The organism is Chryseobacterium sp. JK1 (genome assembly GCF_050632815.1).
In the GTDB taxonomy this organism is placed as follows: domain Bacteria; phylum Bacteroidota; class Bacteroidia; order Flavobacteriales; family Weeksellaceae; genus Chryseobacterium.
On record NZ_JBODRU010000001.1, the window covers coordinates 422,025 to 439,604 of the forward strand.

The window sequence follows — 17,580 nt, forward strand, 5'->3', positions numbered from 1 at the left end:
TCAAAAAAAATAATACTATGTTAACTCTTTTACAAGCAGACCCTTATGAAGGGATGAATGGCGCTGCTGCTGCAGGACTTGGGATCGGAACAATGTTCTTCGGTTTAGTGTGCTATATTTTTTACGGATACTGTATGTATAAAATTTTCCAAAAAGCGGGAAGAGAAGATGCATGGGCCGCTTTTATCCCTATTTATAATGGGATCGTACTCCTGGATATCGTGAAAAAACCAATATGGTGGATCATTCTTTTCTGCATTCCATTGGTGAATATCTATGCTTATTGGGTTGTGTATGACAGACTCGCTAAAGGTTTTTCCAAGGAAACTCCATTGTACACCATTCTGATTCTAATTTTTGGATTTATTTTTATCCCCGTACTAGGATTGGGCGGTGATACATTTGATAGTAAGAAAATTCCAAATGATTAAAAAAATAAAAAAATTAAAGGCTTCAGAAATGAAGTCTTTTTTTATACCTTAATGTCTTAATATTATTGAATGACAATGCTTAATTGCATTTATGTGATTGATAATCAGGTTTTTAAATTTATTTTAATATTATTTTAACAATAATTAAGATTTTCTTATGTTTGCAGAACTTTAATAATCGTGATGAAAAAAATATTTACTGAAGATTTATAAGCACTCTCTTACTTCAATTCACAATCTCTTTGTAGGCAATTATCTTTCAAAACTAATAAAAACATAAAAACCATGAACAAGCTACCTAAGCTTACTGTAGCTGTAAGTTGTCTGGCATTTAACATTTTTTTTGCTCAAAACAAATTTCTTTCCCCACCTCCCTTTGACGAAGCAGATCTGAAAAAGATGAATTCTTTAATAGAAAAAAATGCTCCTGCTGAAATTCTCTATAACAGCATGAGGTATAATGTATTGAATGATAAGTCTTTGGAGAAAGAATACTATTCTAAAATCAAGATATACGATAAAAAACGATCGGAAGATTGGCTAAACATCAACATTCCTTTACAAACGGATGAGTCGCTAAGTAGATTTGAGGCCAAGATTTATAATCTTTCCAATAATAAGGTGGAAAAAATTGTCATCGATAAAAAAGAACAACTGAAAGAAAATTTTACAAAAGGGTTGAATATTTATAAACTAGCCCTCCCTAATATTGCAGATGGATCGATAATAGAATACAGTTATAAGGTAACGAGCCGGAACATTCTGAATCCTGTTTATTTCCTGGAATATAATATTCCCGTGGTTTACGAGGAGTATAATCTGGAATATCCCGACGAAGCCATTACCTATGTTTTCAATACAACAGGAAATCTTATTAAACCTAAATACCATATTTCAAGCACTGAAGATAGATTGGGTTCCTTATATAATGTATTCAGATTCGGGTATGAAAATATAAAGTCGATCCAGAAGGAAAAGCATGTAAAGGATCTGGATAGATTTAGAGGGAAAATAAAGCCTGAACTGAAGAGATATTCTTCCAAAAATTTTGTGTATGATGGTTTCAAGGACTGGAATGATGTTGCAGTGAAATTCCGGAACTATGATGACTTCGGAGGATTTTTGAAAAGCAATATAAAAGATGTACTTCCTGAAAACATTAAAACGTATTATGAACCTTCAGGAAGAGCAGATAAAATTTTCAATTTTGTAAAAGAAAATTATAAATGGAACAGAAATGATGGAGTAATCGCTTCCCAGAGTTTGAAACAGCTTCTCAAAACAAAATCAGGGAACAGTGCTGATATCAACCTTCTTTTGATTATGTTGTTGAGAGATGCCGGAATTGAGGCCAACCCATTGCTGATTTCTACGGTAGATAATGGAATTTTAAATATTATTTCTCCGAATTTCAATAATCTAAACTTTGTATTGGCTTCTGTTAAAATCAATAATCAGATTTATTTTTATGATGCAACATCTCCTAATTCTAAGGTCAATTTACTTCCTGAAAGAGACTGGAATGATTTCGGAATCCTGTTGGAAAAAGATAAAGGAACATCCATTTCATTCTCCAACACCAATGTAAGTAAGAAAGAATTCGATATTAAAGCGACCTTAGATATTGAAAATAATACGGTAAAAGGAACTTTTGTACGAAAAGATAATGGGATGTACGCTATTGATTCCTACGATGAGTTTGAAATGAACAAGGAAAAATATAAACAATCTTTTCCTGCTCAATACAATTTAGATAGTAAGAATGTAGAGTCAAAACTGCTTGCAGACGGTGATTTTGAAACGAAACTGGTGTTTTCAGAGAACAATTTAATGGATGTTGTCGGAAATAAAGTGATCATCAATCCACTGCTTTTTCTTAATGCAGATAAAGAATCCTTCGACCAGACAGAGCAGAGAGTACATCAGATAGATTTTATTTCGGCCTTTAATAAGGAAAAAAGGATAGAGCTTGAAATTCCGGAGAACTATAAAGTAGTAAGTCTTCCGAAAGATAAAAAAATAGCAACAGATGATGAAGAGATATCCTTTAATTATAAGGTTGAGAATGTAGGCAACAAAGTAATAATTACCTCCGGTGTAAAAGTTGCCAGCCAGAATTATCCCAAAGAATACTATCCGTTTTTCAAACAGATCTGGAAGATTGTTTCCGATACAGAAAACCAGGTGATCAGTTTAGTGAAAAAATAACAATAATGATGAAATTTTTAATAGTAGGGGCTTTATCTACAGCCTCATTGTATTTCGCACAGAATTTTCCGGCTTCTGCAATTCCGGAAAACTTAAAGAAGAACGCAGATGTTGTGATCAGAAAAAACTTTACAACCGCTCAGATCAACAAAATTGATGAGATCAGGTATCAGTATAATAAAGTGACAACTGTTCTTAATAAAGATGGAGATTCCAAAGCGGCAATCTATATCCCTTACCAAAAAGGAGACAATATTTCTAATGTAAAGGTAACCATCTACGACGAAGCAGGCAAAAAAGTGAAAAGTTTTTCAAAATCTGATTTTAATGACTTTGCCAATAATCCTCAGGGAATATTCTATTCAGATAACAGGGTTTTAGCATTATCTTATACTTCAGCTTATTACCCTTATACGATAGACTTTTCTTATGAGCTGACGGATGAAAATACCGTTTTTATTCCGGATTTTGTACCCTTTTCTTCCAATAATACTTCCCTGGAAGAAAGTCAGCTTAAGATCATTAATAAATCAGGAATTGAACTTAAAACTAAAAATTATCCTTCAAAATATAACTACACCTCAGTTATAGAAAGTGGGAATAGTACAGAAAAAACATATTCTTACAAAAATGTTCCGGCTATTGATGACGATTTTATGGTACCGGAACCCGTGAAAATTTTACCTAAAGTGGGCTTTTCATTGGTACAGTTCAATCTGGCAGGAAGAAAAGGAACTTTAAACAATTGGAAAGACTTCGGAGTTTGGTATTACAATAACCTTGTGGAACCGGTTGCTGTTTCCACACCAGCTATTAAATCCGAAATTGCTGCATTGAAACTGGAAGGATCTACAGAAGATAAAGTGAAAAAGCTGTTTCAGCATATGCAGTCAAAGACGCGATATATATTTGTAGGATTGGGAATAGGAGGATGGCTTCCTATGATGCCGGATGAGGTGAATAAAAAAGGATATGGAGACTGTAAAGGTCTTACCAATTATATGAAAACCCTTTTGAATGAAGCTGGGATTCCGTCTCACTATTGTATCATCAATTCCAGTGCATCACAGGTTTCTTTTGATCCTGATTTTCCTTCTATGGGTGGTAATCATGCCATTCTGATGGTTCCTACGGAAAAAGGAGATATATGGCTTGAAAACACTTCTCAGCAAATTGCTTTCAATCACCTAAACTATAGTACTACCGACAGAAATGTACTGGCTGTAACGCCAAAAGGTATTGAACTGATCAATACGCCGGTTTATAAAGCAGAGCAGAATAAAGAAAAGCAGTTGCTGAAGGTTAACCTTAATGAAGACAATAGCATTACAGGAGAAGGAAACTTTTACTATACTGGAAGTCAATACGACTTTAACTTAGGATTTATCAATCTGGATCCGAAAGAAAAAAATGAAGCTTTGAAACGAAGATTCAAAACATTGAATTTTGAAAAAGTTGAAATGAAAAACTTTATCAATGACAGAGACAAAGCATTGATAACATATGATATAGATTTTAAAACCAATAATTTCTCCAAAAAAGTGGGCAGCAGCCTTCTGTTCAGAGCTGTTCCGATTTTCACGGATGATGTTTACAAAACCGACGAGAGCCGCGAACTTCCATTTGAGGTAAGACAATCTTACGAAGACGATTATGAAATTGCCTTTACCCTCCCTAAAGGATATAAAATAGACGAAACGCCTACAGATTCCAACATCACTTCAGAATTTGGTTCTTATAAGATAAGCTTTGTAAAAAGTGATGCTCAGGTGAAAGTAGTAAGAAAAATACAGATTATTAAAGGTATTTATCCAAAAGAAAAATATAATGAATATGTGAGTTTCAGAAAGAAGATCATGAATATGGATAACTCAAAAATTCTAATTACAAAAATATAACGATGAAAAAAATATTCTTACTGTTGGTTTGCTCCACAGGGACATTGCTGGTGAACGCTCAGAAATATGCCTTTCTAAACCCTCCCAAATTTAACGAAGCAGATCTTTCCAAGGCAAAATCTTTATTGGATGAAAACGCACCCGCAGAAATTCTGTACAAGTCTATGCACTTTATGGTAGATACTTCTACAGGAAACATGAGTAAAAAGTACTTTTACAGGGTGAAAATCTACGATAAAGACAAAGCTGAAGACTGGTTGAACCTTGAAATTCCTCTTTACAGTTTTAATAGCGAGAGAGAAGCATTAGGAAAATTCAAAGCATTTACCTATAACCTTGAAAACGGAAATGTAGTTCCCGTAAAAGTAGAAAAGAGCTCCCAGTATAAAAGTAAAGAAAGTAAAAATGTTACGGTGAACAAATTCGCTTTTCCCAATGTGAAGAACGGATCTGTTCTGGAATATCAATACGAAGTGATCTCCCCATTCTTATTCATCGTTCCGGAAATGCTGATAGAATCTGATATCCCATCTCTAAATACAGAATATGTTTTGGATGCTCCGCTGAGTATCGCTTATAACATCAACTATACAGGAAGTATCCCACCAAAATACAGGGAAATTGAAGACCGAAATATGTATGGAACTCAGTATAAAACATTTAGATTTGCCTATGAAAACCTGAAAGGATTCAAAACTGAGAAATGGGTAAGAAATGATAAAAATTTCCGTACTAAAATTAGCGGTGAGCTGAATTCAACTAACTTCAAAGAGCTTAAACTGTACTCCTCTTCCTGGGATCAGATCGGGAAAAGACTGTACCAGAACGAAGACTTCGGCGGAGAATTGAAAAAAACAAAACTGGCCAAAGAAAGCATTCCTGCAGGTGTTTTGGAAATGAAAACAGATCTTGAAAAATCCAACGCGATCTTTTCATATGTTCAGAAAACATTCAAATGGAATAAAGACCGTGGCATTTATACAGAAGATGGAATCAAAAAACTATTGGATACCAAAGTAGGAAATACAGCAGAAATCAATCTTTTCCTTGTGATGATGCTTCGTGAAGCAGGAATCAAAGCAGATCCTCTTATTATTTCTACTGTAGACAACGGGGTGCTAAACCTGGTATCTCCCAATGTTTCTAAAATGAATTTTGTATTGGCCAGCGTAGAAATTGATGGAGCTTTACATATCTATGATGCTACCCACAAACAGTCCTCTATAGATGAAATTCCTTTAGGTAATTGGAATGAATACGGAGTGGTGGTCACTAAAAATAAAGCGTTGCTTATTAAAATGATCAATCAGAAGGAAAGCAACACATTCCTTACTGTGGATGCAAAGATCAATGAAGATGGAAGTGTTTCCGGAACTTATTCAGATCGTGATACCGGGGCATTTGCCATGTATGTGAAAGACAGTTATGATGAGAATCCTGAAAAATATAAGAAACAGTATAAAGATAACTTCTCAATAGATTTTACCGGGATAGAATCAAAAGTTCTTGAAAACGGAGAATTTGAAAGCAAAATGAATTTCTCTTCTTCAAATCTGATTGATAAAGTGGGGAAGAAGATGATTATTAACCCAATGCTGTTTTTAAGTAAAAATTCCAACGAATTTGATCAGATTGAAGAAAGAAAATATCCGATTGATTTTGGAACTCCTTCTACAAAAACCAAAAAGGTCATCCTTGAAATCCCGGAAGGATATGTAATTGAAGAAATGCCGAAAGAAAAAAAGATAGTCACTGAAGATAAAGAAATTACATACAGCTATTCTGTTGTGCAAAAAGGCAACAAACTGGAAATTACTTCTACATCAAAAATAAGCAGTCCGGATTATCCTAAAGAATATTACCCTGCCTTTAAACAGATTTGGGGCGTGGCTTCAAAATTTGAAAACCAGGTGATCAGCCTTGTTAAAAAGTAGTTGATTCATCAGAAATAATTTATTTCGTAAAAATATTTTTCAAAACCATTCAATTTTTGAATGGTTTTTGTATTGTTATCAAAAAATTAAAATTATGAAAAATACGATCGCTGTTTTAGCATTGTCTTCATTCCTTGCCATTACGGCTTGTAAAAAAGGAGAACCAAAAGGAGAAACGACCGAAAAAACAGATAATAAATCTGCTGAAGCATTGGTTGTAGACTCTGTTAAAATAAATGATTCCGTTACAATAACAGATTCCTTACGGGCCTCTTTTACCTCCAAACTATTGGTCTTTCCTACTTTAAAAGACAAAAAACTCTTAGACAGTATCTATTTTCATAACGAAAAAATCAAGGACTTTTCCAAAGCCGGTCTTCAGGCGTATCTTGAAAGTGAAAAAAACAACTATTTCAAGTCTATGAAGGAAGATGACGATTCATATTCTGATATTACCTATGCCCAGAAATGGTATTCGGACTCTTATATGAATTTGAAATCCAATAATAATGGATATATGCATATTCAGTATACAGGAAGCTCATACATAGGAGGAGCTCATGATGAATATGGTTTTTCCGAAAGAGTCTTTGATCTTAAAAACAGTAAAAAACTTGAACTTTCAGACATTACTTCAATGCCTAAAAATAAAATTGAAGTAATTCTGATGAAGAATATTGATAAAATTAACAGCGGAACTACAGACAGCGATGGGGAAGTGAAAAACTCTGAAATGCTTTTAGTTGATAAAATTCCGGCATCCGACAACTTCTATTTCGATGAGAAAAACCTGTATTTCCATTATAGTCCTTACGAAATTGCTGCTTTTGCAGCTGGAGATATCACAATTCCTGTTTCCTGGGAAGAATTAAAAGGTACTTTAAATGCAGAATTTAAAGAAAGAATGAAAATTAAGTAAATTAATGCTTACTATTCAGTAAGCATTTTTTAATTTTGCGGTGATGAACAAAGTAGCTTTTATTATCAATCCCTTTTCAGCCAAAAAAAATTACCAGCCGTTTTTAAATGAGCTTACAGCGAAGGTTGAAAATCCACTGTATTACATTTCGGAATCTATTCCGGGAACTGATGAATTTATTCAGACGCACTTTAATGATGTGGATATTTTTGTAGCCATTGGAGGAGATGGTACCATTTCTACGGTAGCCAAAAATCTTATCAATACAGAGAAAGTGCTTGCGATTTTCCCTGCCGGTTCAGGAAACGGATTTTCTAATGAAACCCAATTCAGTAAAAATCTTGACGAACTTCTAGAAAAAATAAAAGCAAAAAAATCCAGAAAAATAGATACGTTTACGGTAAACGACAAGCTTTCCATCAACGTTTCAGGAACAGGATTTGACGGAAAAGTGGTGAAGGAGTTTGAAAAAACAAGCCGTGGATTCAAAAACTATATCAAAGTTTCTCTGAAGACCTTTTTCAATTATAAACCGATCAAGGTGAAGTTCTTTGATGAAAAGTATCAGCAGTACAACGGTAGATACCTTATGCTGAATATTGCTAATACCCGACAGTTTGGAAATAATGCTTACATTGCTCCCAAAGCAAGTAAAAGTGACGGTTTGGTAGATATGGTTTTGGTGAAGAAATTCCCGTTGACCTATTCTGCGCTATTTGCTTTCAGAATGTTTACCAAGCGCCTGAAAGATGATGAATACGTTACTTATCTTCCAGTTTCTGAGATTTCATTCAAAGTCAATACCAAGAACTGGCATCTTGATGGGGAATTCAATAAAATTCAATCCCCAGTTCATGTAAAAGTACAGCCAGCGAGTCTGAATATTTTGGTTTAGAGTTTCGGGGTGCGAATTATTTGTTGCTAGTTGCGCGGGATGAGATGTGGATTGTTTTTCTTTCTGGTCACCCACAACGTTAAACCCTCCGATTCAAAATCCCTAAAACCTACCATCTACCACTTATCTATGCTTCCAGCTTTTTCTCGATTTCCTGAGGATGATCTAAACAGTAAAGGAGCTGTTCTTTATCAAGCTGCTTTTCCCAATTGGCAACCACCACTGTAGCTACGGAATTTCCAATAACGTTTGTCAAAGCACGGCACTCGCTCATAAATTTATCAATTCCCAGAATTAATGTCATTCCTGCAATAGGAATCTCAGGAACAACAGCTAAAGTTGCTGCAAGGGTAACAAATCCGGCACCGGTGACTCCTGCTGCACCTTTTGAACTGAGCATTGCCACGAGAAGAAGCATCAGCTGTTTTTCAATAGGAAGATGGATATTCAGTGCCTGTGCGATAAATAATGAAGCCAGAGTCATATAAATATTGGTTCCGTCCAGATTGAAAGAGTAGCCTGTGGGAACCACCAGACCAACTATTGTTTTTGAACAGCCTGCTTTTTCAAGTTTCTGCATCAATCCGGGAAGAGCCGATTCTGAAGAGCTGGTTCCTAAAACAAGAAGCAGTTCTTCTTTAAGATAGAAAAGGAACTTAAAAATATTAAAACCATTATACCAGGCAACCGCGCCTAGAACCAATACCACAAAAAGAATAGAGGTAAGATAAAAGGTAGCTACCAGAAATATCAGGTTCAATACAGAATGAAGGCCATATTTTCCTATGGTAAATGCCATTGCTCCAAAAGCTCCGATAGGCGCCAGTTTCATCAGGATATGAACAATTTTGAATACCGGTGTTGAAAGATCCTGTAGAAAATCTGTAACTCTCTGGCTTTTCTCTTTGGTAAGAACCAAAGCTACTCCCATCAAAATGGCAACCAGAAGGACCTGAAGAATATTATCACCCACTAAAGGACTGAATAAGGTCTCCGGGATAATATTCATAATAAATCCGGTAAGGGTAGATTCGTGAGCTTTTGCCTGATATTGTGACACATCCCCTGAAAGTGTGGAAGGATCTATGTTGAGACCGTGCCCGGGTTGTAAAATATTTCCAACAAATAACCCGATGATTAAGGCAAGCGTTGAAAATGTAAAAAAGTAAATCATTGCTTTTATGGCAATTCGGCCTACTTTTTTTAGATCCGTCATGTGGGCAATTCCTAAAGTAAGGGTAATGAAAATTACCGGAGCAATAATCATTTTTACCAGTTTGATGAAGCCATCCCCCAGTGGTTTCATTTTTTCTCCCAGTTCAGGATAAAATTTTCCTAAAAGTATCCCTGTAATAATGGCGATGATCACCTGAAAATAAAGCTGCTGGTAAATCTTTTTTGCTTTCAATATAAATGATTTTTGAGAAGGCGAAATTATGATTTTTTTTTAAAAATATGACAAAAGTCATTACATTTAATATAAAGATACAGTGGTGTGGATAGGGAGTAGGTTTTTTCTGAAAAACTGCTGATTAATAGTGATAAAAAAGGACCGAAAGCTTCAATTCGGTCCCATTTATATCTTATGTCTTGAAAATTATACTATTCTGTAGCTACAGAGTCATCTCCACGACCATCTGCAACAGCATGGATATTTCCTTTTTCGTCCAGGACGATCATTTCTGTTTTGCCGATATATTTTGTTTTTTCAATGACGTAATTTTTGCTTTTCAGCTCAGAAATGGTACTTTCCGGGAAATTGTTTTCTACAGTAATGGTTTCTGGCAGCCATTGATGATGGAACTTGGGTGCGTTCACTGAAATGTTGGCATTCAGTTTAAAATCAACAACATTTACAATAGATTGATAAACAGAGGTTGGAATAGTAGTTCCTCCCGGTGTTCCTACAACCATGTAAGGTTTTCCATTTTTAAGAAGAATCGTAGGGGTCATGGAAGAAAGCATCCTTTTATTAGGTTGAATAGAATTGGCTTCTCCGCCAACAGCTCCAAACATATTCGGAACTCCGGGTTTGATGGAAAAATCATCCATTTCATTATTCAAAAAGAATCCGGCTCCTGAAACCAGAACTTTACTTCCGTAATATCCGTTTAAAGTAGTCGTTACAGAGGCAGCATTTCCATCCTTATCCAATACGGAAATATGGGTAGTTTGGGTAGATTCTTTTGGCTGTGCAATGATTTTTCCCACTTCTGCACTGGGAGTGGCTTTATCAAAACTGAAGTTTTTCCATCTCTTTTTAAGATATTCATCTGAGATCAGGTAAGGTGTTTTATCCTTAATAAAATCTGGATCTCCCATATATTCTGCACGGTCAGCAAAAGCTCTTCTTTCTGCTTCTGCCATAATCTGCACCGCTTTTGTAGAATTCTGCTGATAGTTTTCCAGATTTTCGAAACTCGCCATTCTCAGCATCTGTGCTAAAAGAAGTCCTCCGCTTGATGGTAAAGGCATGGTAACAACATTGTTTCCTTTATACTCAAATTCCAGTGCTTTTCTTTCAGCAACTTTATAATTTTTTAGATCTTCCAGCGTGATGATTCCATTACCTCTTTTCATTTCAGCAACAAGAAGATCAGCTGTTTTCCCTTCATAAAAACCTTTAGCACCCAATTTCTGAATCAGCTTCAGGGTCTCAGCCAGATCTTTTTGAATTAATAAATCTCCAGCTTTCCATGGAGCATCTTTTACAAAAATAATAGATGATTTATTATGTTTCTGGAATTTTTCTCTTTGGTTATTGAGCATTTCTGCTTCTTTATCTGTAATGGCAAATCCTTTTTCTGCAAGTTCAATTGCAGGCTGGATAATCTTTTCCATAGGGAGTTTGCAGTATTTCAGTGTTGCAAAGAATCCTGCCACACTTCCTGGAATACCTACGGCCAGTCTTCCGTTTTGAGAAAGGTCGGTATCTGCTTTTCCGTTTTTATCAAGATACATATCTCTGGAAGCTTTTTTGGGAGCAGTTTCTCTATAGTCCAGTGTAAACTTTTCACCATTGTTTTTAACTCCCACTAAAAATCCGCCGCCACCAATGTTTCCCGCCTGAGGATAAACTACTGCTAATGCATATTGGGTGGCTGTGACTGCATCATAAGCATTTCCTCCCATCCTTAGTATTTTTGCTCCTGCTTCACTGGCCAGAGGATGTGCAGAAACTACAACTCCTTTATTCTTTACCTGAACTTCCTTGATTATGGTGATGTCGGTAAATTGTGCCCAGCTTAATTGACTGGCCAGCAGTACTGAAACAATTAAAAACTTCTTCATATGATTTTCTTTATAACAAAAATAAAGAATTTTTTGCCTAAAAACATCGTCGATGGGAATGATATGATCTGTGTATTTTATTTCAATTTTTATCACATATGTGAGATTTATTTTTCGGACTTATTCAAGAAAATTAGAATTAAAAACTGTAAAGTGTCTATTCATGGTGAATTTCTTTAAGTTTTTATTTTTCGTTAAAATAATAAATTCGCAGTATTTATTTAACATAATAAAATATTATTAAATAAATATTAAATTATTTTGTTATTTCATTAAATATATCTAACATTGTTGATATAAAAACGAATAACCAAATCATGCTTTTCTTCAGAAAAATAATTTATTTATCATATATATTTATATGTTCAATAGCATTTTCTCAGGATCTCACTCAGAGGCAAAAGGATATTCTTACAAAATATCTTGATCATGGAGCATATAAATACCATTATCTGGAGCAGGGTTGGGAAGACAATATTAAAAATGCAATAAAAGAAGATTCAACGATCGCATTACTATGGCAAAGGAGAGCATTACCCTACTGGAAAATAAGGAAATATACCATCGCGCTGGATTACTACGACAAAGCAGTGAAGTATGACAGGCAGGGATACTTGGGAAGAAGGGGATATCTGAACTGTATATTTTCCAAAGATTATAAGAGTGCGATTAAAGACTTTGATCAGGCATCTGCTGAATTTGGGGAAGGTTTTGAAAATGACCATACATATAATTTTTACAGAGCACTTTGCTATCTTCAATTAAATCAATACGAAAAAGCTGAGAAGTACATTAATCTGGATTTGGATTTTATAGAAAAAAAATTCGGGAAAGATTGGATCTCACCCTCATCTTATTTCTATCTGGGAATTATAAAGTACGAGAAAAGAGAATATAAAGAGGCAGTATCTGCCTTTGATAACGCGCTGAAATTACAGCCTAAATTTTCTGATGCTCTCTATTATAAAGCAATATGCTTACAAAATATACATAAAGACAATCAACAGTTTAAATCTTTAATGCAAGATGTGGCAACATATTATGCTTCCGGCAATTCTATCAATGAAAACGGAGCCTTATATGAGAAATATCCTTATCAGGTAGGGATATGGGAAATAGAAGCCTTTATGAAAAAATAATGGGGGAAGCCGAAAAACCAGACAAAGAGTAGGCACAATTTAAAATTTTTATATCATGAAAACAAAAAAAAGATTATCTCTGGATCAGTTTGAGCAAAAAGCTGTAAAAAGTGAAATGTTAAACAAGATCAATGGTGGAGCCTTGACTTTACAGCAGTATTGTCACCCAGGTTATACAAAAGTTGTACTTGCACCAGCTCCGGCTCCTGGAATTAAAACTCTTGGTTAATAAGCCATAAAACAGGGCTGAATTGAAAAATTCAGCCTTTTTTCCACACATAACTATACCACCATGAAAATCGAACAACAATATTTTGAAACCCTTTTAGAAGAGGGAAGTGAGGAATTTGAGCTTATCTTCCGTAGTTTATTCAAAGAAAAACATGAGAATCTGTACGCTCTTTTAGATGATACGGATGCCTTTAATGAACCTATGGTCTGCTCTGCTTTCAGTACGGGGATTACAATTCCTGTTGAGCAGATGGTTTCCGGGTTTCTGGATCCTGTACCATCAAAGATTAAAGCTGTTTCTAATAAACATGGTGTTGTTCATGTTCCTAAAATAGGATATTTTTATACCAGCGAGCCCAATCAGAATGTTGAGATTAGAATCAAAGACGATAATTCCTATGGTGTTTTTAAATCTGATGAAGAAGTTGAACTTGTTTCCTTCAAGGAAGAAGTTTACATCAATGACACCGATATCGAGATATGCAGATCTGAAGATGAAAGTATCATCCAGTTTTTTCCGGACCAGACTGAAAATATAGATTTAGAAACTGGTCTCGAAAAAAGTGTATTGCATTTAAATAATGCCTTTCACTTGATCAGAAAGCATACTCCTTTCTATGCCGACTGGCTTAATTATTCTATGAGAAGGATCGTTTTATTTACCAGTAGTCAGCTGAATTCTTTTGCTTCTATATGTACTCTGAATAATGCATATGTTAATCTGATTAACGAAAAAGTTTCTGATATTTTCTTTTTGGAGGAAATTACCCATCAATGTGGTCATGCTTTGTTTTATCCGATGTCTATAGATCGGGATAGATTGTTTATTATGGATTATACAACCCCGATGTCTCATTTTTCAGGGATTGAAACTGATGATCGTGATCTTATTAATGCCTTTTATTCATTCTTCCCTCAGTACTCTGGGAATTATATTTTTGATGTTATTCTTGATCATGAAGAAAATCTGGATGAAGATTCAAGGTTGGAACTGATAGGAAGATATGCATTCAGAATGTATAAATACGGATTGGGAATCAATCAGTATCAGCAGTATTCTGACCAGATATTAAGTGAATACGGAAAAGAAATGTTCGCTATATTCTGTGAGGGATATGAGAAACTCTATGAAAAAAGAAAAGAACTATTTGATTCTTTAGATATAAAAGATCAGGTATATGTGTTTGATCTTGATAAGTTTAAATCTAAAAATCTGCAGAAAGCGTTATGAAAAGTATCGTAGGAAACAATATTGTGTCGATAGAATCCAACTGGAAATTTTCAGGATCTGTAGCCGAAAATTTTGATGAACATGTGAAGTTATCTGTTCCTTATTACAATCAGGGACATGATCTTATATGCTCTCTGTCTGATTTTTTTGTGAATAATGGATCCCATATTTATGAAATTGGCTGCAGTACCGGAACCTTACTGGAAAAAATACACCATCGGAATCATGATATGGAAAAGCAGATTAAGATAACAGGAATTGACATTGAGCAGGACATGATTTTTCAGGCGCAAAAAAAGTGCGCAGATTTCAATAATGTTAATTTGATCTGCGACGATATCATTAACCTGGAGTTGGAAAAATCTGATCTTATTATTTCATATTATTCCGTACAGTTTATCAATCCCCGGGTACGCCAGCTGGTCATTGATAAAATTTATAATTCTCTTAACTGGGGCGGGGCTTTTATCTATTTCGAAAAAGTACGCGCTTGTGATGCCCGGTTTCAGGATATCATTTCTACCTTATATATGGAGTACAAGCTGGACAGAGGCTATACTCCTGAAGAGATTATTTCGAAACAGCGGAGCCTGAAGGGGGTTTTAGAGCCCTTTTCTACCAACGGAAATTTAGACCTGTTGAAAAGAGCAGGCTTCGAAGATGTTACCTCTGTTATGAAATACCTTTGTTTTGAAGGTTTTTTAGCCATAAAATAATTACCCTTAATGAGTTTTATCTGTGTTAATTGCAAGAATTCTTTAGAAATCGATTCTGAAGATATTACCTGTGCATCATGTTCAAGTGTTTATCATACGGTTAATAATACACCGGTTTTAGTAAACGACAGTTCTTTTTTTCTGTCTGAAGTTTTCTTCAGTATAAAAAATCATAGTAAGAACGTAACCCATTATCTTCAGCAGAATAAAGAGTTGTCAAAATTCCAGGCTGATCGTGCAGAGATCATCAATAGGATTATAGCTGCTTATCAAGAAAACTTGCTGATCTATGATAAAATGCTTGATCCTATAAGAAAATACGTTCAGGCGGATCATTTTCAGTATATTACCTTAAGCCATGATCCGGTTGTAGGGAAAGAACTTTTATATTTGAAAAGGGACTGGTCATATCTTCCGGAATGTGAAAAGGAATTGAATATCATCATCACAGCAGTCAAAATGCTGATTGATAAACATTCTGATAACCCTGAAAATGTATTTTTTATCGGAAGTGGAACCGGGCGGTTTGCGTGGGAGTTTTCTAAACTTTTATCTGCCACAGTTTACTGTTCGGATTTGTCTTACCGCATGATGTATTTCTTTAATGAAATTGTAAATGAACGCCCTATTAAATTAATGGAGATCAACGAATCCAACATTTATAATATTGATGACTCCTGCATTCCCCATACTATTCAGAAGACTAAAGATTCCTCTTCAGGAAACATTATTCCTTTTATTTCTGACGTTAGAAACCTTCCTCTGAGATCAGCATCTATGGATATCTTGTTGTCAATTTATTTCATTGATGTGATGAATGTGGAATCTTATATTCAGGAGATAGACCGGGTGCTGAAGCCTGGCGGCCTTTTTATTAATTTGGGTCCTGTGGGATATCCTTATGATAATTTTGCACACAAGTTACTGCCCTCAGAAATTAAAAAAGTCTTTACTGGCTTCGATTTTGAAATAATAGACGAAGACTTTGTAGAAACACCTTATATGAGTTCTGATAAGCATCTTTCAACGATTGTTCATAAAAATTGGGCATTTGTCGCAAGAAAAAGAATAAGTAATACGATAGTATCACTGAATTCAGTTCTGGGTATTTCCCAGCCTTTATTTGTAAACCGTGAGTTTACAATAACCAATATGGGAGAAACTGATTACAGGTCCGCCTTCTTTACCAAACAAGGGTTTCAGTATGAAAATGCAGACTTTATGATTGAACTTCTTTCAAGAATTGATGGAACAAAAAGTTTACAGTTCATTCTTGATGAGATACAGTCTGAATTTGAAATTGATTATGATTTACAGGATTTGTTGAATAATATCAACAGCTTAATAAATATTAAAGTATTGAAAATAAGTTGAAAATAACTTTGAACTAATATAGAATAATGTTAAAAGGGTAGGGCTTTCCTATCCTTTTCTGTTTTCCGGATAATTTTTTTTGAGGATACAAAGGTTTTGATATAGAACTTCAAATTTTTTCGGTTATAGAGTATTGAAGCGCCTTTTTGAAAAATGAAAAGTTTTACTGACCTTACTGAAAACCTGTAAGAAGAGAAACAAAATTTATTAATAATTTTCTACGTCATCCTTGATGTATTTTTAAATACACCTTTTCTATTATGATAAGCATGATTTTTTTACTTTTGTACAATTCTAAAAAAATCTGAAAAATGGAATCCTATACGGAAAGAATACTGATCACGGGTGCCTTGGGTCAAATCGGCACTGAACTTACCAACAGACTTGTTGAAATTCATGGAGCAGACAATGTTGTTGCTTCAGGATTGGATAGATGGCAGGAAGGAATTACGTCTGCCGGACACTACGAAAGAATGGACGTTACTAATACGCAATTAGTAAGACAGGTAATTAAAGATTACGATATCACGACAGTGTATCACTTAGCATCTTTACTGTCTGGAACTTCAGAAAAGCAGCCTATTTTCGCATGGAAATTAAATCTTGAACCATTGCTTCAATTTTGTGAAATGGCGAAAGAAGGGCTTCTTAAAAAGATTTTCTGGCCAAGTTCTATTGCCGTATTTGGAAAAGGAATTCCAAAGCATGATGTAGGGCAGGATGTAGTACTGAATCCAACAACGGTTTACGGAATTTCTAAAATGGCGGGGGAAAAATGGTGTGAGTACTATTTTGATAAATATGGAGTAGATGTAAGAAGTATCAGATATCCTGGATTGATCTCATGGAAAACTCCCGCAGGAGGTGGAACAACAGACTATGCTGTAGAGATTTTCTATAAGGCGATAGAGGAGGGGAAATATACAAGCTTTATTTCTGAGAACACAGGTATGCCTATGCTGTATATGGATGATGCTATTAATGCAACATTGAAATTAATGGATGCTCCAAAAGAAAGTCTTACAGTTCGTTCTTCTTATAACTTAGGTGGGATGTCTTTTACTCCGGCAGAACTGGCAGAAGAAATCAAGAAAGAAATTCCCGACTTTTCTATCGATTACAACCCGGATTTCAGACAAGCAATTGCCGATTCATGGCCTGCTTCTATTGATGATTCAGTAGCGAAAAAAGACTGGGGATTAACGTATGATTTCGGAGTTTCTGAAATGACGAAAGATATGATCAAGAATCTTAAAGTAAAATTAGCGAAAAATTAATCAAGTAAAGTAATGCTTTATGTAATTTTTTAATTA

The 17,580-nt window shown here is 34.9% G+C and carries 14 protein-coding genes; 12 read left to right on the forward strand and 2 right to left on the reverse strand.

Annotated features, from left to right (window positions below):
* Positions 1–17 precede the first annotated feature (17 nt).
* The 6 genes from ACQ76T_RS01950 (at position 18) to ACQ76T_RS01975 (ending at position 8,285) form a co-directional block, all read left to right on the forward strand.
* On the forward strand, positions 18–431 hold the full coding sequence (locus ACQ76T_RS01950; protein WP_431341670.1) for a DUF5684 domain-containing protein: 414 nt from the start codon (positions 18–20) through the stop codon (positions 429–431).
* A 285-nt stretch (positions 432–716) separates the two neighbouring features.
* A complete protein-coding gene (locus ACQ76T_RS01955; protein WP_431341671.1) occupies positions 717–2,639 on the forward strand; it encodes a transglutaminase domain-containing protein in 1,923 nt (640 codons plus the stop codon).
* A 5-nt stretch (positions 2,640–2,644) separates the two neighbouring features.
* Positions 2,645–4,537 (forward strand): DUF3857 domain-containing protein, encoded by a 1,893-nt coding sequence (locus tag ACQ76T_RS01960; RefSeq protein WP_431341672.1) that lies wholly within the window; start codon positions 2,645–2,647, stop codon positions 4,535–4,537.
* A gap of 2 nt (positions 4,538–4,539) precedes the next feature.
* Complete coding sequence (locus tag ACQ76T_RS01965; protein WP_431341673.1) at positions 4,540–6,471, forward strand: DUF3857 domain-containing protein; 1,932 nt, start codon at positions 4,540–4,542, stop codon at positions 6,469–6,471.
* 94 nt (positions 6,472–6,565) lie between these two features.
* Positions 6,566–7,390, forward strand: a complete 825-nt coding sequence (locus tag ACQ76T_RS01970) for a DUF3298 domain-containing protein (RefSeq protein WP_431341674.1) — start codon at positions 6,566–6,568, stop codon at positions 7,388–7,390.
* Positions 7,391–7,433: 43 nt separating this feature from the next.
* Complete coding sequence (locus tag ACQ76T_RS01975; RefSeq protein ID WP_431341675.1) at positions 7,434–8,285, forward strand: diacylglycerol/lipid kinase family protein; 852 nt, start codon at positions 7,434–7,436, stop codon at positions 8,283–8,285.
* Between the two features lie 127 nt (positions 8,286–8,412).
* On the opposite strand, the gene ACQ76T_RS01980 is transcribed toward ACQ76T_RS01975, so the two are convergent.
* Both ACQ76T_RS01980 and ggt read right to left on the reverse strand, forming a co-directional pair.
* A complete protein-coding gene (locus ACQ76T_RS01980; protein ID WP_431341676.1) occupies positions 8,413–9,693 on the reverse strand; it encodes a dicarboxylate/amino acid:cation symporter in 1,281 nt (426 codons plus the stop codon).
* 194 nt (positions 9,694–9,887) lie between these two features.
* The gene (ggt, locus tag ACQ76T_RS01985; RefSeq protein ID WP_431341677.1) at positions 9,888–11,576 is read right to left on the reverse strand and encodes a gamma-glutamyltransferase; all 1,689 of its coding nucleotides are present in this window, start codon (positions 11,574–11,576) and stop codon (positions 9,888–9,890) included.
* Positions 11,577–11,893: 317 nt separating this feature from the next.
* Between ggt and ACQ76T_RS01990 the strand changes: the two genes are divergently transcribed.
* From ACQ76T_RS01990 to ACQ76T_RS02015, 6 genes are all read left to right on the forward strand, one after another.
* Positions 11,894–12,715 (forward strand): tetratricopeptide repeat protein, encoded by an 822-nt coding sequence (locus ACQ76T_RS01990; protein ID WP_431341678.1) that lies wholly within the window; start codon positions 11,894–11,896, stop codon positions 12,713–12,715.
* 55 nt (positions 12,716–12,770) lie between these two features.
* Entirely contained in the window at positions 12,771–12,944 is a 174-nt protein-coding gene (locus ACQ76T_RS01995) for a hypothetical protein (protein ID WP_431341679.1), read from the forward strand.
* 63 nt (positions 12,945–13,007) lie between these two features.
* The gene (locus tag ACQ76T_RS02000) at positions 13,008–14,177 is read left to right on the forward strand and encodes a hypothetical protein (RefSeq protein WP_431341680.1); all 1,170 of its coding nucleotides are present in this window, start codon (positions 13,008–13,010) and stop codon (positions 14,175–14,177) included.
* Entirely contained in the window at positions 14,174–14,893 is a 720-nt protein-coding gene (locus tag ACQ76T_RS02005) for a methyltransferase domain-containing protein (protein WP_431341681.1), read from the forward strand. The genes ACQ76T_RS02000 and ACQ76T_RS02005 overlap by 4 nt, the downstream gene beginning before the upstream one ends.
* Before the next feature lie 9 nt (positions 14,894–14,902).
* Complete coding sequence (locus ACQ76T_RS02010) at positions 14,903–16,267, forward strand: methyltransferase domain-containing protein (RefSeq protein WP_431341682.1); 1,365 nt, start codon at positions 14,903–14,905, stop codon at positions 16,265–16,267.
* Between the two features lie 311 nt (positions 16,268–16,578).
* On the forward strand, positions 16,579–17,544 hold the full coding sequence (locus tag ACQ76T_RS02015; RefSeq protein WP_431341683.1) for an NAD-dependent epimerase/dehydratase family protein: 966 nt from the start codon (positions 16,579–16,581) through the stop codon (positions 17,542–17,544).
* Positions 17,545–17,580 lie beyond the last annotated feature (36 nt).